The following is an 18208-nucleotide window of genomic DNA, read 5'->3' on the forward strand; positions in this document are numbered from 1 at the left end:
TCGTAATACTTATTTCGCGCCTTCACCAGCGAACTGCGCTGTAGGAGCATTGTTGCTGTCATCCGTGATCGGATTACCGTCTGCATCCGTTGTTGGAGCAGGAGCAGCATTCGATGTGCGAAGTGGAATTTCTTTTAAGAAGAAAACTAATACTAAGGCAATCACAAGTACAATCGTACCCGTTAAGAATACGCTGGATAATGTTGTAGCTAATGCATCGCGAACCATATCCAACATTTTCGTGAAAATAGGTTGAACGTCCGCTGGCAAGCTTGCCATGGTGGAATCGATGACAGGCTTATTCATCAGCATTTGTGGATTCGCGAATGGCGCAAGTTGTTTGGCCACGTTCGGATCCATCTTTGTCATGTCGATACCTTGAGCTGCAGCATCTTGCATGGAAGATTTGAGATTATGAGCCAAACGGGTGGACATGACAGAACCCATGACAGCAATCCCGATTGTACCTCCTAAGTTACGGAACAATTGCGAAGATGCGGTGGCAACCCCAAGCTCTTTATGCGATACCGCATTTTGCGTTGCAAGCGAGAATACCGGCATCCCTAGACCAAGGCCGATACCGAAGACAATCATACTTATAACAGCGAGAGTTACGTTATCCATGAATACCATGATGATCATCCCGATAATCATGATTGGAATACCGATGACGGCAAAACGTTTGTATTTACCCGTCTTCGAAATCAATTGACCTGTAACGGCTGCCATGATCACCATGAAGATGGACATGGGCATCGTTACATAACCTGCATAAGTTGGCGAGATGGACAATACGCCTTGAACGAAGAAGGATAAGTAAATCAATGCACCCATCATGCCGAAGTTCATAATGAAACCAATGACATTCGATACTGTTACAATCCGGTTTTTAAATAAGGACAATGGAAGTACCGGACTTTTGGCATGTTTCTCGACGAAAATAAAAATAATGGCGCAGATGACCGTTGCTGCGAGCAAACCTAAGATTTGCGGTGAACCCCATTTGTACTCTGTTCCTGCCCAAGAGAATGCAAGCAATAAAGGAACAAGAGAAAGCGTAAGGAACAAGGAACCAAGATAGTCAATGGACTCGGATTGTTTCTTATCCACTTTAGGGAACAAGAACATGATCATAAAGAATGCTACAACACCTAATGGTAAGAAGATCCAGAACAACCAGTGCCAATCCATGTGATCGACCAAGTAACCACCGAGCGTAGGCCCGATAACACTGGAGAAACCAAAGACAGCTGTCATTAATCCCGTCCATTTACCACGTTCACGAGGTGGGAACAAGTCACCGACCGCCGTAAAGGCAGTAGCCATAATAACCCCGGCACCAATCCCTTGAATACCGCGATACGTAATGAACTGATACACGTCGGATGACGTTCCTGTTAAGAAGGCCCCGACCATAAAGAATAAAATACCGGCAAGCATAAATGGTTTACGACCATAAATATCGGATAATTTACCGACCAATACGGTTGCGATGGTGGACGTTAACAGATAAATATTGATCGTCCAAGTGTACAAGTCCATGCCATCGAGAATTGAGATAATTCTTGGCATCGCTGTACTAACGATTGTCTGATTGATTGCGGCAAAGAACATAGCTGCCATAATCGCGATCATAATCGTGATTTTACGTTTAATGGATAAATGCTCCATGATGACTCTCTACACCTCTATCTTTTCATTATTGTGATCTATCTCCAAAAGCACCGTTGAAAGAATGCGTTTGAGGTGCTTTATATCTTCATCCGGCAAGCGATCGAAGAACATCGTGATCGTTTCTTTTTGTGAATCTAACACCTTCTCTACAATAGATTTGCCTTGATCTGTGATTTGAATGTAGACGACGCGGCGGTCATCCTCATCCCGGGTCCGCTCGATATACCCTTCAGATAACAGGCGATCTGCCGCTCCCGTTACCGCACCCGCGGTAATGCATAACGCTTCGGCTAATTGGGATACGCGTTGGGGACCATGGTGATCCAATTTGAACAGCATCTTGAATTGAGGATACGTTAAATTGTAGACGCTTCTTCGGTTCCATTCTTGCGTCATGGTCTTTAATAAAGTCTTGAACATCGTGGAGATTTCTAATAAATCTCGGTTAATAACTGGCATGAGCAGCTCCTCCTCCTTCAGCAACAGCCTATTGGGGATCAGAGTCATGCAGAGGTCCATTCCAATATGCTTTAGCTTATTTGCAATGCATACTTTTTAGAACTAAAATAACACACTATCAAATATTTAGATAGTATAATCCTTCTGATCTAAAACGTCAATAGGTTTTCAACGGGTGAAATATTTGTCAGTGACTTTTCACACAGGTGCTAAAATTTCTGATATGAAGGAATCCAACCGTCCTGTAGTGAATGATGTAATTGATATAGATGAAGCGAAAGTGGGTTAAAAAGATGATCGAGGTCGGAGCGGCCATTATTGAGAATACTGCAGGTGAAATCCTCATTGCTCGACGCAGATCCGGTAAATCTCAAGCAGGATTATGGGAATTTCCTGGTGGAAAGCTTGAAGAGAATGAATCGGTAGAATCATGTATTGAGCGGGAATTAAGGGAAGAGATGAACATTGAGGTCAGAGCGGGAGCATGGTATGGTGCCAATGAATTTGATTATGGAGCGGTTCAAATTCGCCTGATTGCGCATAAAGCGTTATATATCAGCGGTGCCATACAACTCGTAGACCACGATGAATTCCGTTGGGTGAGGCGCGAAGAATTAGGTGCGTTTCACTTTGCTCCTGCGGATGTTCCATTTGTTGAAAGGCTGCAGAAAGAATCGGCTTGAAAAATTACTTTCCTATTATATAGAAGATATAGCTGGGACAAGATGTCTGCTTGGAGGAACAAACGTTCTTGTGATATGATAAAATCATGATAAGGAAACGCCAAGAATGTGGATTAGGTGAGGAAAGATAATCATGTCATTGAATCGAAAACCTATAACAAGTCGAGATATTATGGAATTATGCGGATCTGCAGCTTACAAAAAGGGAGAGGAACTCTACCAAGCAGATCGTATTCAAGACTTAACCTATCATCCGAATACGATGGAGTATAATGCTGTCGTTAAGGGGAATAAGAAATATAACGTCAAGGTGTCAAAGGATCCGTTCGGTGAAGTGGAGGCATCTTGTACATGCGCTTCGTTCCAGAACTACTATACGAATTGTGAACATATTGCGGGTGTATTGTGTGAGATTATGGATGTCGAGCGGAAGCTAGCAAATACTTCTCAACAACCTGTAAAGTCCGATGTACTTGATAAGGCAACCCTTGGAAGTGCTGACGCAGACATCGAGGAGGCGCGACAAATCCAGCTGCAAATGCTTCAGTCTCGGGCAAGAGAAGAGAAGTATCGTCAGACGGATGCGTTCCTTGCGTTGTTTCAAGGCGAGATGGCTCGTGATCAGACGGGATATCAGCCCATTGCGGGACAGAAAGAACATCTTCAAGTCGAGTTTATCTGCCGAGCCGTTTCCGATTATCTTCGGCCATCGGTTCTTACACTAGAAATGCGAATGGGTCCGAAGAAAGTTTATGTGGTGCAGAAAATGAAAGCATTTCTACAGCATGTGGACGAGGGTGAGCCGCACGAATTCACGAAGATGTTCACCTATGATCCTGAGCTGCATGGGTTTCGACCTGAGGATCAAGAAGTCATCGATATCTTACTCAATATTTACCGAAATGAATGGATCGTTCTTGAATCATGGGGATCGCCTTCAGCATATACGTCTTTTAATCATGAACGAGAACTTCTCATTCCGCCTGCACAATGGGATCGACTCCTGAAGAAGCTAGTACAGGTCGACACGCAATTTTTTCAAAATGATCGGAACTGCGGTCCTTTGACCCTAAGAGATGAAGAGGAGCGAATACCGCTCATCTTTCAATTTCAAGAGGCGCGTGAGGACGGATATCAGCTCGATATCTATGGATTTGAAGATCTTATGATCCTCGATCATTATGGATATTGCGTAATCGAAGGACAATTGTGCCGATTGCAAGGCAAGGAAGAGAAGCGCATCGCAGATATGAACAGAATCTTCCATAACGTGCCTCATCTCTTGATTTCACAAGAGCAAATGGAGCCTTTTATGGAACGGGTTCTTCCTTCCTTGCAGCAAATTGGACAAGTGCGTATCACGCAAGAAATTCAGGACCGACTGACCATGCATCCACTCAAAACGAAGGTTTATTTGGATCGCAATCTTCAGGAGCATCTACTTGTTCGTGTTGAGTATGGGTACGGTAATATCGTGATCCCGCAGACACCGGAAGGTGCGAAATCTGCGAAGGATATCGACGTGATTCTGATACGCGACTCCGAGAAGGAAGCATTGATCGAAGCGTTGATGAATACCATCGCATCGAGGCCCCACCGCGATCGTTATCTATTCGAACATGAAGAAGATATCTATAACTTCTTATATCATGTGCTGCCTCAGTTGGAACGACATGCTGAAGTGTATGCAACGGCTGCCATCCAAGAAGTGATGTATACGCCAAGCCAAGCAAGTTCAGGCCCCAAAGCTTCGGTGAATATGAAAGGGGATGGCACATGGCTGGAAGTGGGATTCAGCATGGAAGGGTTGGATCGCCAAGAAATTCAACAATTGGTTCATGCGATTATGGAGAAGAAAAAGTATTACCGTCTATCGACCGGCGCTTTCGTATCTTTAGAGCAAGAGGAATTTCAAGAATTCGGGATGTTGTTAACACAGTTGGGCGTTAAGAAATCGGAAGTGAAAGGTCCGCAAATCGCGGTGCCGGTACTCAGAGGGCTTCAATTAGAAGATCAGGGTGAGCACTTGAAAGGGATTAAGTTCGGCAAAGAGTTCCGACAGCTCATGGAGCATCTGAAGCATCCCGAGGAGTTGGAATTCGACGTTCCCGCAACGCTTGCCCCGATTTTACGGGACTATCAACAGCATGGCTTCCAATGGATGAAGACGCTCGCGCATTACCGATTTGGTGGGATTCTGGCGGATGATATGGGGCTCGGGAAGACGCTGCAGAGTATTACCTTTATCTTATCTGAGCAGCAAAAGGACGAAATGGAACGGATGCCGACATTGATCGTATGTCCTGCTTCGCTCGTATTTAACTGGGAGCGAGAATGCCGTAAATTCGCACCTGAACTCAAGGTATCCGTCGTCATAGGAGATAAGCAGGAGCGTGCGGAGCGAATTGAAGCTTTATTTCCGAATTCACCTAACTATCGACGTAAACCGGATGTCTTGATTACATCCTATCCCTTGCTCCGAAGAGATATTGAACATTATGAACAGCTGACGTTCGGAGCTTTATTCTTGGATGAGGCCCAAGCATTCAAGAATCATGCTTCGCAAACATCGCAATCGGTAAAACAGCTCAGAGCAGAGCGACGTTTTGCCTTGACAGGAACGCCTATTGAAAACTCGCTTGAGGAGTTATGGTCCATTTTTGATGCGATATTCCCGGAGCTGTTCACAAGCAAGAAAGTATTTCACGAGCTTCATCGGGAGCAGGTTGCGAAGATGGTGCGTCCGTTTATTTTACGAAGAATGAAAAGGGATGTCCTTACAGAACTTCCGGAGAAAATCGAGACGCTTCAGACGACAGAATTATATCCCGAACAGAAGAAGCTGTATGCGGCTTACCTAGAGAAATTGCGGAAGCAAGCAACGAAGGAACTGGTGGAGGAAGGATTTCCGAAGAGTCGGATGAAAATCCTCGCCGGGTTAACGCGGTTGCGGCAATTATGCTGTCATCCGGCCCTCTTCGTCGAAGATTACGAAGGTTCGTCGAGTAAGATGGAGCAGTTATTCGAGATTATCGAGGAGTGTATGAGCAGCGGCAAGCGAATGCTGATATTCTCACAATTCACGGGAATGTTGGAGATCATTCGCAGCATGCTTGCTCGGATGGGGCTGCCGTGTTTCTATCTCGCTGGTGATACCCCTGTGGAAGAACGGCTAGAGATGTGTTCCCGATTTAATGAAGGGGAGCATGATATTTTCTTGATATCGTTAAAAGCTGGCGGGACAGGCCTAAATTTAACGGGGGCAGATACAGTTATTTTGTATGATCTGTGGTGGAACCCTGCTGTCGAACAGCAAGCGGCGGATCGGGCGCATCGGATGGGACAGAAGAATGTCGTGCAGGTGATCCGGTTAATCACGCAAGGGACAGTTGAAGAGAAAATGTATGAGCTGCAGCAGAAGAAAAAAGATCTTATCGATCAAGTGATCCAGACTGGTGAAGGCGCGACGACGTCGCTTACCGAGGAAGATATTCGAGAGCTGCTGATGATTTGAGCATGTAATGTTTGACATATAATGGATACCCGTGTATGATTTCACTAACCAATGAACTGAAGGAGGTTCGATGTTGATGCTAAACGTTCAGATGAATCTTAACCAAAAGAATAAAGGTCGCATCGTTCCGACATGTTCGCTTGAGGTGGAATTCGATTTACGCAGTTGCTGAATAAGCAGGTTAGCGTATGAAGGATGATATTATTCCATTTCGGCCATGGGCGATGACGTCCATGGTCTTTTTGCATTCATTTGTTGCTGGTAGAGGAGGGGGTAGAATGTTGGATTACCGCGTGATCATTCAAGAAGAGCTTCGAAAGATCGAGGCGCAGGAAGGCGTACGTATTTTGTATGCCTGTGAGTCAGGGAGCCGTGCATGGGGGTTTCCGTCCAAAGATAGCGACTATGACGTACGATTTATATATATCCGGCCTGTAGATTGGTATTTATCGATTAAGGAGCGGAGGGATGTGATTGAGCGTCCTATCAGCGATTTGTTGGATATCAACGGGTGGGATTTGAAGAAGGCGTTGAACTTGTTCCGCAAGTCCAATCCGCCATTATTGGAATGGTTGTACTCGCCTATTCTATATGAAGAGAAGTATTCGATCACGGAACAGATCCGGGCGATCTCACCGCTCACCTTTTCGCCGAAATCGTGCATGTATCATTATCTGAACATGGCCAAAGGAAACTTCCGGGAATATTTGCAAAGCGAGCAAGTAAAGATTAAGAAGTATTTCTATGTGCTGCGACCTGTTCTGACATGTGAATGGATTGAAAGATATAACGAGATGCCTCCGATGGAGTTTGAAGTGTTAGTCGATACACTGATCCCGGCAGAGGCTGAATTGCGAACCGTCATTCAAGATCTTTTGTCTCGCAAAAAAGCAGGGGATGAGTTGGATTATGAGCCGCAGATACATCCGATAAACGCTTATTTAGAGGAGAAAATTGGTTATTTTGAAAAGACAGCCACTGAAATGAAAGCCGCCGAAGGCGTGTTCGATGAACAGCTTGACGCATTGTTTCGGGCTGCATTAACGGAAGTGTGGAAGGAGTAAACCATGATAGATATTGGCGTAAATTTATTACATCGTTCGTTCCAACTGGATCGAGAACAAGTTGTTGCAAGAGCGGAAGAGGAAGGGGTATCTCCATTAATTTTAACGGGGACCAGTCTACGAAGCAGCAAGGAGGCAGCGGATTATGCGAGTCGGTATCCTGCCAAGCTGTATGCTACGGCAGGTGTGCATCCGCATGATGCGAAGAGCTGTAATGCAGATACGATCCCGAAGCTGAGAGCCTTGGCGCAGCGTACAGAAGTGGTGGCTATCGGGGAATGCGGTCTTGATTTCAATCGAGATTTCTCGCCCCGGGATGTACAGCGTCAATGGTTCGAAGCGCAGATTCAACTGGCAGCCGAGCTGCAAATGCCGTTATTCCTGCATGAGCGTGATGCACATCGTGAATTTGTCGGAATATTGAAAGAGTATCGTAATTCCTTTGACAAAGCCGTCGTACATTGTTTCACAGGAACAGCGCAAGAACTGTACGCCTATTTGGATATGGGATTATATATTGGCATTACCGGTTGGATCTGCGATGAGCGCCGGGGGAAGCATCTGCGTGATTTGGTCCGAATCATCCCATTAGACCGGTTAATGATCGAGACGGATGCGCCTTTTCTAACGCCGCGGGATCTCAAACGCAAACCCTTGGATGGCCGCAATGAACCGATGTTCTTGCCGCATATCCTAAGAACCGTCGCTACGTGCATGAATAAATCTGCCGACGAGGTTGCCGAGGCAACGACCCACACGGCGCGTTCCTTTTTCGCGCTCTAATATAGCTTTGCCACCAACACGAATTGGCTTACCTAAAATGGATTTCTAACAAATCTACATCACCAGTCCTTTTTTGCAGACCTATCCTGGATTTATCCAACAAAGCTTCACTACCAGCACTAAAACGGGCACCTATACTGGACATTTCCAATATAGAGGGGGAAATTCAGCATTTTAGCGGCATTTTCAGCACATTCTATTGGATTTATCCAGTATAGAGTGCGAAATCGTACTGAAGACAGCGAAGTTAGTGGATATATCCAATATAGCACCACCACAAACACGTTTTCCCCACCTGTACTGGATTTTAAACAACATCGCAAACTTCATTCATCTTCATCATTGTTATAGATCGTTTTAAATTGATTTTTCATTTACGAAACGAGATCACCCCCAAAAAATAGAGTGCCGAAAAGTCCTCTGGACGTTATCGGCACTCTGAAGCCAGCATCGTCACATGCTGGCCTCTTGCTGTTTATCTCTCTTTTCCTCATGTATCGTTACTCCGCTAACGGGTTAGCCTAACTTTATGATCCAGTTCACAAAATAAACGTTATGGGCCTAACTGACTCCCTTACGCGTCTTTTGATATAGTAAGACTGCAAGCGATTACGTAGAAGCGATTACGAAGAAACCATTAGGATTACCATTTACGAAGGGCAGGCACTTCTTCTGTTTCTTGACACATCTGTTCCAGCTGTTTTAGATTCATCACATAAATGATTTTCTGACGAATATCAATCAAACCTTCATTCTGAAAATCACTGAGTGTTTTGGAGATGGATTCCCGCGTAATCCCGACCATATTGCCGAGCAGCGCGTGATTGATCTTTATATCAATTTTGTAAGCGATGCCATCTTCTTGCCCGAAATTATAATACAGGTCCATAATTAAGTTCGCGACCTTGGTCCGCACATCACAGAAGGTCATATAGCGAATCGTCCGGTTCAATACACGGACACGTTGGAACATAATTTCATAAGCTTTTCGCAGGACAGATGGATATTGATCAATGATTTGCAGGAAATCTTGTTTATTGATTTGCCAAGCGATAACAGGTTCCAAAGCCTCAACGGATGCAATGCGATGATTGTCACCGGTAATGGCTTCGGCTTCACCGATAATTTCGCCAGGGAACTGAAAGCTGAGCACAACTTCCTTGCCATCTTGAATACGGTATATTTTGACCTTACCTGTACGAAGAATGAAAATTTCATCGCTTTGGTCATTCTCGAACATGAAGACATGGTTCTTTTTATAGTGGCGTTCTTTGAGCAACGGTGCGATACGGGCTAACTCATCCGTTGGAATCTCAGAGAACAGCGGGATTTGAGTTATATCTATCATGCATACAGATCCTTTCATGGTGAGATCAGAACTATTGTAACATCTTTGGCAGTAAGTAATATGTAGGGAATAAATGGATGGGGGACGAAGGGAATTGAGTACACCAATCAAGAATCTGTTCCAGATTCGGGACAACGAAACCAACATCCGTACGGAAATGTTGGCGGGTCTGACTTCTTTTATTACGATAGCCTATATTATTGCCGTCAACGGAGCCATTCTAAGCATTGCGGGGATGCCGTATGAAGCGGCGACGATCGCGACGGTGTTCGCTGCCCTTGTCGGATGTATGCTGATGGCGTTCTGGGCCAAATCACCGTTAATTCTAGCACCAGGCATGGGGGACAACGCGTTTTTTGTATTTACCTTAGTGTTTGCCTTTGGTCTTACTTGGCAGCAAGCCTTAGCAGCCGTATGTATCGCGGGAATCGTCTTTTTCTTAACTTCGGTGACGAAAGGCGCGATGTATTTATCGAAGACCATCCCTGTATCGATGATTCGTGCCATGACCGCAGGGATCGGTTTTTTTATCGGATTTTTAGGGTTGAAAAATGGCGGTGTGATCGTTCCGAGTGAGAGTACCTTCGTTCAGTTGGCGAGCTTAAGCGATCCGCATGCTTTAACGACGATGTTGACGCTTGTGATTGTCGTGCCATTGTTCTTGCGCGGTGTGAAAGGGAATTTCTTAATTGGCATCATTGCAGGTACCATCATTGGGGTATTGCTTGGGATCGTTGATTTCTCGGCGATGGGGAGCTTCCGTTTTTCTATGGCAGGATATGAGAATGTGTTTTTCTCTTTTGATTTTAGTCAAATCAGTACCTTTAATTTCTGGATCGCTGTTTTCTCCTTATCCATGGTCATCATCTTTGCCAATATGGGGGCACAGTTAGGTATGCTGCCGGACGATTCGAAGTTTAAGCGATCATTCCAGGCCAATGCACTGTCTATTATTGCGGCTTCGATGCTGGGGTGCAGTCCGACGACAACAGCTGCGGAGTCAGCAACTGGGATTGCGGCAGGCGGGAGATCGGGGTTAACGCCATTTATCGCAGGCATTTTGTTCATTCCAGCATTGTTCGTGATTCCGCTTCTGAAAATGATCCCCAACGAGGCGATAGCACCGGTACTTGTCATCGTGGGCTGCTTAATGATCCAAGGAATCAAAGACATCAAGCTGGATGATTTCACGGAAGCTTTTCCGGCGTTTCTGATGATGGCGGTGATGCCGTTATCCTTCAGTATCGTAAATGGGATTGCGTTCGGGTTCATTGCTTACCCCATCGTCAAAATTGCAACGGGTCGGCGGTCTGAGGTATCGGGAACGATGTATGTGATTGCGGCCTTGTTCTTGCTCTACTTTATATTAGGTGCTCTCTAAGGCAAAAGAAAAAGCTGACAGCTGCTTATCGCAGGGGTCAGCTTTTGTTATGAATGAAGTTCTTAAGTTCTTTAAGCCGTTCCCCATTGAAGGCCCATGTCTTTCAAGTAACGGCGATAGGCGATACTCATGCGGTCACATGCAAGAGATAGTTCGGCTTGAAGATCGAGTGGAAGATCCTCAGGTTTTTGATTCTCAACGACAGGCTTGTCCTGTGCAAAAATAACGTCTTGGAACGCTGCGATTTCAGCGTCAGTCTGGTTCATTGGATAATTAAATGAAAGAATGCCGTAAGCGATCGAAGTCGTTGTGTCGACGGGAGCAACGGTAAGGATGATCGACATTTTCTGGTCGGTTTCTTTATCCCGTTTCGTGAACTTCACCGTCATCGGACGAAGGATCTCGTACGTATAGTAGACATTCTTCGCTTGACCTGAACCGTCAGGGTCAGGCTGAAACACGGCAATTTCTTCGGAACGAATCGAATTTCCCTCTTGAATCACATGATAATCCCCAATGATCGTATGCTCTGCTACGCCTAAATATCCTACATGGACAACAGCCAAGTGGCCCACATCCAAGAAATTCTCAATGACGCGGGGAGGTTTGGCTTCAACAAGTGTTTTTCCCCACATGACATTACGGTACTTGGAATCTTCCCATTCCGGCAGTTCAAAGAATGGAGCCGATTGGTCGGCATCTAAGCATACCCATATAAGTCCAAATTGCTCTTGGCAAGCATACTTCACGGTACGAGCCTTACCAGGAATCGCTCGGTCTTCAGGAAGTTGAGGGATGCGCACACACGCGCCGCTGCTGTCATATTCCCATGCATGGTAAGGGCATACCAAGTTGCCGTCTTTCACACAACCAAGCGATAGCTTCGCTCCCCGGTGAATACATAGATCCTTAAATGCATGAATCCCTTCCTCATTACGGAACAATACGACACGTTCGCCCATCAGGGTAATGCCTAAAGGTTGCTCCGTTAATTCGTCTGAGCGACAAGCCACAAGCCATTCGCGCTGTAATACTGCATCTTCAATCTTCATGAATTTGAACTCCTTTGCTCTCACTAGTTGATTATAGGAATGATCGTTAATTCTGAATAAATAAAAACCTCACATGTACAATAGTACCAAATCAATAAGAGAAGTCAACAGAAAAACCGAACATTATTTTTGGTTAATCAAAAAAATGTACGTATTTAGGTCTGTACAAATGCGAAAACCTCGCCTATAATCGGAATTGTGATTTTTGTCATATGGTGTCGGAAAGTGTAATCGTATTTTGCAAAATCAGAGAGGATGGTTTTCGTTGGAACAGCAGAAGCCAAACAATTCACCGCTGCTTGTTGGAGTGAATGATAAAATTGGCCCCGTCAAAGCACTATTGCTAGGGTTACAGCACGTATTAGCCATGGATTTGTACATCGCACCAATCATTATTGCAGGGATTCTTGCCCTAGATGCCAGTAATGCTTCCTTCTTTATTCAAATGTGTTTCTTAGCAACAGGACTTGCCACATTAATTCAGACAGGAATTGGTCTTCGTCTTCCGGTTGTGCAAGGACCCTCATATATTCCCATTGCAGCGATTGGAGCGATCGGCAGTAAATTAGGTCTAGCGGCGATGGCAGGAAGTATGATTCCAGGTGCGCTGATCGTGATGTTACTTGGTCTTCCCTTGAAATGGTTCGCAAAAGCTGTTCGACGTTTTATTCCGCCGCTTGTTGGGGGAACCGTTATTCTGATCGTAGGTATTGGTCTCATGCCTGTAGGATTGGGCAATGTATATAATGCACCAGGCAATCTGGGCCACAATATTATTATTGGTGCGGTATCTGCTGCAGTTTTGGTGGTTTGTATTCTTCTTGGACGTAAAGCGAAAGGGTTAGGAACATTTTTCCGCCTCATTTCGGTTATCGTTGCGATCGTTGCCGGCATCATCACAGCTTCGATGTTCGGCGCGGTCGATTTTTCGCCAGTGAAAGAAGCCGCTTGGTTTTCGTTCCCGAAATTATTCCCATTCGGTGCGCCTGTATTTGATATTAGCGCGATTCTGACAATGGTGTTCGTCTATTTCATCGTATTAATTGAAACGACGGGAACATGGTTTGTGGTTTCTTCGGTTACGGGAGAAGAGCTAACGGATGAAAGATTGAACCGTGCATCCTTCGGTGAAGGTCTTGGATGTTTCGTAGGTTCGTTATTCGGCAGTACGCCGATGACGGGTTACTCTTCTAATGCAGGTCTTATTGCTATTACAGGAGTAGGTAGTCGGATGGCGATTATGGCTGGCGGCGGCATCTTGGTGCTTTTGGGGCTGATGCCTAAATTGTCCGCACTCATCACATGCATCCCTGAACCGGTTATTAACGGAATCTTCGGTATCGTGTGTGTAGCTATTGTGATCAATGGTCTTAAAGTCATTCAACATGTAATCTTGGATGATCGCAATATGATGGTGATCGGTATCCCTGTATTGCTGACCGTTGCGATTACGGTGTTGCCGAAAGGGGCGACAGACGGGTTGCCAGACTTCGTGAACTACATTCTTTCCTCCGGCATTACCGTTGGTGCGCTTGCAGCCGTGATCTTGAATTTAATCATTCCGAACACGAAGAAGCAAGAAGTAAGTGCGGCGCAACATGAAGTTGCCTAATAAACGATTCTTATAAAATAAAAAGCTGATGTCGATGACGACGTCAGCTTTTTTGTTGCTATTGGAGTTTTGTGGCCAACTTGCGCAGCATCTGGTTCAAGACTTCGGCAATGACGAGTCCTATAGCAATCGCGCCGGAAATGAAGAAGGCTTGCGCGGCCAACTGCAAGGCAGCGATATTATCATTTTGGACGAAATGGCGCATGGCGTCATACGCAAGGCCACCAGGAACGAGCGGGATAATACCTGATACGCTAAAAATAATGACGGGCGTTTTATATAATCTTGCGAACACGATACTGGTTGCACCCACGATGAAGGTAGCCACAAGCGAGGCCAGTACCGTACTGTAGCTTGCATTCATAAGTACGTAGATTCCCCAACTGACCATGCCGACGAATCCGCATTGCGGTAAGGCACGGCGAGGGGCATTGAAGATGACACCAAAAGCGGCAGATGCGATAAAGCTAGTGATTAACTGTGCAATCATAAGTTACCTCTTTCATTATGCAATCGATTCCATCTAGAACAGTATAAAGACAAGCGCAATGCCAGTTCCAATCGCAAATGCGGTAAGGAAAGCTTCGGCCCCTTTGGATAAACCAGACACCAAATGACCTGACATGAGGTCTCTGACGGCATTGGTAATGAGTAATCCGGGCACAAGGGGCATTACCGATCCGATGATGATTTTATCCACTTGGTAACCGATGCTGATCTCGGTGAAGAAGAAGGCGAATAACCCGACGAGAAAAGCAGCCGAAAACTCCGCAAAGAATTTCACGGCAACCAGACGTTGGAAGAAAATAACCGCGGCCAACCCTAATCCGCCGCATAACATGGCTGGAATGAAGTCGAACCAACCGCCTTGGAACATAATTAAGAAGCAGCCGCTTGCGATGGATGCAGCTACGATCTGAAACCATATGGGGTAAGTGTGAGGGTGAGCTTCGATTTCCCGGAGTAAGAGCCTAGCTTCAGACATGGTAATATCGCCGTTTGACAGGTTGCGGGAGACGCTGTTGACCTCAGCCACTTTATGTAAGTCAGTTGTTCGTTCGGTAATGCGTATCAGCTTCGCTGGTTCCGCGCCGTCCGTAGAGAAGATGATGCCGGTCGGCGTTACATAACTATGTGACCGAGGGATGCCGAGTGCCGCGGCGATCCGTGTCATCGTATCTTCTACACGAGACGTTTCCGCGCCGCTCTGTAACATGATTTTGCCGGCTAACAGACATATTTCTATAATTTCATAGGTTAAATGATCGATTTTCTCTTCCATCATGATTCTATCCCCTATAGGTTATGTGAACGCTAAGATTAATTACGATAATTATGGGGAATATCCGGTCGAAAGTAAAGCGCTTAACTTAAATTATACATCTAGAAATTTTGCCGCCGATGGGTTTCTTGTAAATATTTCAAAATATACAATTCTCATTTAAAACTCATAAATGGATGTTACCCTATTTTCACATCAGCGAAGGGAGGTGGATACCATGGAAAACCGCGTTTTGATCATAGACTACGATGAGAACCATACACATTTGCTAACCTTGAGACTTCAGTACGAAGGTTATACAGTAGAATGTTCCCGAACTGGGGAAGAGGGCGTCCAATGGGTACAGACCGAGAGCTGGAGTATGATACTGCTGGCTATGCAGCTTCCAGATCGGAATGGCATGGATGTACTGCGTCAAATTCGTACAATAGATGAAGGAACGCCCGTAATTCTTTTGTCGGAGGAAGATCATTGGTTATACAAAGTGAGGGGGCTGGATCAAGGCGCGAATGATTACATGGTTAAGCCTGTTCAGGTCGCGGAGTTGATGGCTCGGATCCGAGTCTGTTTGCGTCATCGGCAGGTTGAAGGAAATGAAGATGAAGCAGCGCAGCAGGACGTTACCATGGCTATGGGAGAACTGGTCATTCATCCGGGATTACGAGAAGTAACGCAAGGGGATACGAAAATCGATCTGACACCTACGGAATTTAATCTGTTAATGTACTTGGTGGAGAACCGTAATCAGGTCATGACACGCGAGCAAATTCTTCAACATGTCTGGGGATACGAGTTTTTTGGGAATACGAACATTGTAGACGTATATATTCGCTATTTGCGGCAGAAATTAGACTATCCCTTCAAACAAAAACGGATTCGGACCTGCCGAGGAATCGGGTATTTTATTCGTGATGCGTCACAGAGTCAGTGCATATAATTCGTGATGAAGCCGTGAAAATAAAAAGGACCATGATGTTCGTTGTGTTTTCCATTATAATAGATGAACAAGATCATGATGGAAGGCGGACAAGCATGGCGAAGCAAAAATATTATGTAGTCTGGGCAGGCAAACAACCTGGCATTTATAAGACATGGGCAGAGTGCCAAGCACAAGTGAATCAGTTCCCTCAAGCGAAGTTCAAGTCGTATGAGTCGCTTGCGGAAGCGGAAAAAGCGTATCAAGGTGGCGCGAAATCCTATTGGGGGCAAGTTCAGAGCAAAGGAAGCGGCGTACCCAAGACCTCGAAGGCATCTGCTTCCATTCCGATGGATCAAATCGATTACGATAGTATCTCCGTGGATGTGGGTACACGCGGTAATCCGGGCCCTGTTGAATACAAAGGGGTAGATACGCAGACGGGTGAGGTACTGTTCGCGGTAGGACCCATTCGTAAAGGAACGAATAATTTAGGAGAATTTCTCGCAATTGTACATGCTTTGGCTTATCTGAAGCAGCACAATAGCACGAAGACGATCTATAGTGATTCCGCGAATGCATTAAAATGGTTAAAGCAGAAAAAGGTATCCACGACGTTAGCTCGGGACGAGTCGACCCAAGAGATTTGGACTTTAATCGATCGGGCGGAGCAGTGGCTGCAGCAAAATTCGTACAAGAATAAAGTGTTGAAATGGGAAACCAAGAGTTGGGGAGAAATTAAAGCCGATTATGGCCGTAAATAGAAAAGCATGTCCTCTCAAGGGGACATGCTTTTTATTTGCGCAGCGCAGGCGCGATATATTGAAGAAACAAATCTAACGGCGGCTTTCTTTTTTTGTGCTTATCGTTCGTTAATACAGCAACGAGGTCATGCGAGGGGACGACGATGATATATTGACCGCCGAACCCTAAGGCGAAATAGTAGGGAACATCCTGTGCAGGTTGTTCATCCGTCTGAAAGGAAGAGACCCACCAATGCCATCCATAGAAGCCTTCACGCGGCTTATTGGCTTGAATTCGCGGTTGCGTTGATTGCTGTACCCAATTAGAAGACAGGAGCTGTCGACCTTTCCATGCTCCACGTTGAAGAAAGAGCTGACCGAACTTGACCATATCCGAAGGCTTCAGTGATAATCCAAAACCTCCGGTATGTATTCCTTGCGGATCAACTTCCCAGAGGTAATCTTCTACACCAAGAGGACCGAACAAATGCTGCTCAGCGAACTTCGAGACAGGCATTCCGGTTGTCTGCATGAGAATGCCGGCTAATAGCTGCGAGCATCCTGAATTGTAGACCATGCGTTCGCCGGGGACATCAGCCATCGGCTGCTCCAAGGCAAACTGCAGCCAATGCGCGGTTTTGGTCATTCGCGGAAAAGAGTTGATCCCGCCAAATTCGCTCCATTCCCATCCGGAAGTCATGGCGAGTAAATGCTCAATCGTAATTTGATGTTTTCGCGAATCATGATCTTGCAGAACTTCGGGGTAATAGTGATGTATTGGCGTCGAAGTACCTTGTATCTTACCTTGGTCTATCGCAATGCCGATCAAGGCAGATAAGATGCTCTTCGTACAAGAATTGATTTTATGGATTTGACTCGTGATTTCCGGCTCACGGTAATATTCGAGCACGTATTGACCCTGCTTCAGGACAAGACAGCTTCGTAGATCATGCGAAGCAATCGAACGCTCGATAGACTGCAAATCGAATGGGCTCATGGCATGCTCCTGTCGACGTATTTCAGTGCTTCCTTGACACTTAGCGGAGAGAGAGACGTGTTGGCAACAAATTGCCGAACGGCAGCTTCATCGGTCTTCGAATATTCACGAAGTACCCAGCCGATCGCTTTGCGGATGAAGAATTCTTTATCTTCCTTACAATGTTCAATGTAGCGGAAGAGTCGTTCGACATCCGTGTTTTTCTTATAACTAAGCTGATAGAGAAGCGCAGCGCGCTGCAGCCAGAAGTTGTCCGATGCGATCCAATGCTCGGTATATGTAGGGATAAGTTCGGGATATTGCATGAGATGAAATCCGATCAGCCGTGACGATATCAAATCTACCGTATCCCACCACGATTTTGAAACAACGTATTGCTCCAAGGCTTCGATATGCTGAAGAGGAGCCTTTTTACGATACTTTTCCAGGACGACCATGGCAATATACTGAAATTCCCGCTCAGGCAGGTTCCAGATGTCCGCGGAAACAGCAGCAAGTTCATTTTCTTTAGGAATGCCGTATTCTTGAAAAAAGCTTCGTAAGAGCTGTGTACGCTCTGTTGACCGAATGCCAAGAAAGGGGAACTGATCGCGCATATAGGCAGCCATCGGAGCTGCTTGTTCAGCATTTGCATGGGTTCGGAAATAAGCTTCTAATTGCTGAGCATAGGTAAGCATATACATAGCTCCTTCTTCTTAGA

General features: G+C 45.6%; 16 protein-coding genes. 8 read left to right on the forward strand and 8 right to left on the reverse strand.

What is annotated here, in order from left to right:
• Nucleotides 1–9: 9 nt before the first annotated feature.
• Together BVG16_RS24515 and BVG16_RS24520 are read right to left on the reverse strand one after the other, a co-directional pair.
• Nucleotides 10–1671 carry an MDR family MFS transporter gene (locus BVG16_RS24515; RefSeq protein WP_078501834.1) on the reverse strand — a complete coding sequence of 554 codons (1662 nt, stop codon included), beginning with the start codon at nucleotides 1669–1671 and terminating at the stop codon, nucleotides 10–12.
• A gap of 9 nt (nucleotides 1672–1680) precedes the next feature.
• On the reverse strand, nucleotides 1681–2133 hold the full coding sequence (locus tag BVG16_RS24520) for a MarR family winged helix-turn-helix transcriptional regulator (protein WP_078501835.1): 453 nt from the start codon (nucleotides 2131–2133) through the stop codon (nucleotides 1681–1683).
• Between the two features lie 293 nt (nucleotides 2134–2426).
• On the opposite strand from BVG16_RS24520, the gene BVG16_RS24525 reads away from it, so the two are divergent.
• The 4 genes from BVG16_RS24525 to BVG16_RS24540 all read left to right on the forward strand — a co-directional run bounded on the left by BVG16_RS24525 (nucleotide 2427) and on the right by BVG16_RS24540 (nucleotide 8177).
• Nucleotides 2427–2816, forward strand: coding sequence for a (deoxy)nucleoside triphosphate pyrophosphohydrolase (locus BVG16_RS24525; RefSeq protein ID WP_078501836.1), 390 nt, complete (start codon nucleotides 2427–2429; stop codon nucleotides 2814–2816).
• 133 nt (nucleotides 2817–2949) lie between these two features.
• The gene (locus BVG16_RS24530) at nucleotides 2950–6330 is read left to right on the forward strand and encodes a DEAD/DEAH box helicase (RefSeq protein ID WP_078501837.1); all 3381 of its coding nucleotides are present in this window, start codon (nucleotides 2950–2952) and stop codon (nucleotides 6328–6330) included.
• A gap of 278 nt (nucleotides 6331–6608) precedes the next feature.
• Nucleotides 6609–7394: a nucleotidyltransferase domain-containing protein gene (locus BVG16_RS24535; protein WP_078501838.1), complete on the forward strand. Its 786-nt coding sequence runs from the start codon at nucleotides 6609–6611 to the stop codon at nucleotides 7392–7394.
• 3 nt (nucleotides 7395–7397) lie between these two features.
• A complete protein-coding gene (locus BVG16_RS24540) occupies nucleotides 7398–8177 on the forward strand; it encodes a TatD family hydrolase (RefSeq protein WP_078501839.1) in 780 nt (259 codons plus the stop codon).
• Nucleotides 8178–8820: 643 nt separating this feature from the next.
• On the opposite strand, the gene BVG16_RS24545 is transcribed toward BVG16_RS24540, so the two are convergent.
• Entirely contained in the window at nucleotides 8821–9525 is a 705-nt protein-coding gene (locus BVG16_RS24545; protein ID WP_078501840.1) for a Crp/Fnr family transcriptional regulator, read from the reverse strand.
• A 73-nt stretch (nucleotides 9526–9598) separates the two neighbouring features.
• Between BVG16_RS24545 and BVG16_RS24550 the strand changes: the two genes are divergently transcribed.
• Nucleotides 9599–10906: an NCS2 family permease gene (locus BVG16_RS24550; RefSeq protein ID WP_078501841.1), complete on the forward strand. Its 1308-nt coding sequence runs from the start codon at nucleotides 9599–9601 to the stop codon at nucleotides 10904–10906.
• A gap of 71 nt (nucleotides 10907–10977) precedes the next feature.
• Here BVG16_RS24550 and BVG16_RS24555 read toward each other — a convergent pair whose 3' ends face one another.
• Nucleotides 10978–11958 (reverse strand): aromatic ring-hydroxylating oxygenase subunit alpha, encoded by a 981-nt coding sequence (locus BVG16_RS24555; RefSeq protein WP_078501842.1) that lies wholly within the window; start codon nucleotides 11956–11958, stop codon nucleotides 10978–10980.
• 265 nt (nucleotides 11959–12223) lie between these two features.
• Between BVG16_RS24555 and BVG16_RS24560 the strand changes: the two genes are divergently transcribed.
• Entirely contained in the window at nucleotides 12224–13570 is a 1347-nt protein-coding gene (locus tag BVG16_RS24560) for a nucleobase:cation symporter-2 family protein (RefSeq protein ID WP_078501843.1), read from the forward strand.
• Nucleotides 13571–13628: 58 nt separating this feature from the next.
• On the opposite strand, the gene BVG16_RS24565 is transcribed toward BVG16_RS24560, so the two are convergent.
• Complete coding sequence (locus tag BVG16_RS24565; RefSeq protein ID WP_078501844.1) at nucleotides 13629–14060, reverse strand: threonine/serine exporter family protein; 432 nt, start codon at nucleotides 14058–14060, stop codon at nucleotides 13629–13631.
• Nucleotides 14061–14093: 33 nt separating this feature from the next.
• Nucleotides 14094–14852 (reverse strand): threonine/serine exporter family protein, encoded by a 759-nt coding sequence (locus tag BVG16_RS24570; RefSeq protein ID WP_078501915.1) that lies wholly within the window; start codon nucleotides 14850–14852, stop codon nucleotides 14094–14096.
• Nucleotides 14853–15069: 217 nt separating this feature from the next.
• On the opposite strand from BVG16_RS24570, the gene BVG16_RS24575 reads away from it, so the two are divergent.
• Both BVG16_RS24575 and rnhA read left to right on the forward strand, forming a co-directional pair.
• Entirely contained in the window at nucleotides 15070–15789 is a 720-nt protein-coding gene (locus BVG16_RS24575) for a response regulator transcription factor (RefSeq protein WP_158081780.1), read from the forward strand.
• 95 nt (nucleotides 15790–15884) lie between these two features.
• Nucleotides 15885–16532 (forward strand): ribonuclease H, encoded by a 648-nt coding sequence (gene rnhA, locus BVG16_RS24580; RefSeq protein ID WP_078501916.1) that lies wholly within the window; start codon nucleotides 15885–15887, stop codon nucleotides 16530–16532.
• Between the two features lie 31 nt (nucleotides 16533–16563).
• On the opposite strand, the gene BVG16_RS24585 is transcribed toward rnhA, so the two are convergent.
• Together BVG16_RS24585 and BVG16_RS24590 are read right to left on the reverse strand one after the other, a co-directional pair.
• On the reverse strand, nucleotides 16564–17508 hold the full coding sequence (locus BVG16_RS24585) for a serine hydrolase domain-containing protein (protein WP_078501846.1): 945 nt from the start codon (nucleotides 17506–17508) through the stop codon (nucleotides 16564–16566).
• Nucleotides 17505–18185, reverse strand: coding sequence for a DNA alkylation repair protein (locus tag BVG16_RS24590; protein WP_078501847.1), 681 nt, complete (start codon nucleotides 18183–18185; stop codon nucleotides 17505–17507). The genes BVG16_RS24585 and BVG16_RS24590 overlap by 4 nt, the downstream gene beginning before the upstream one ends.
• Nucleotides 18186–18208: the final 23 nt, after the last annotated feature.

This window comes from Paenibacillus selenitireducens, from assembly GCF_002021565.1.
Lineage (GTDB): Bacteria > Bacillota > Bacilli > Paenibacillales > Paenibacillaceae > Paenibacillus_K > Paenibacillus_K selenitireducens.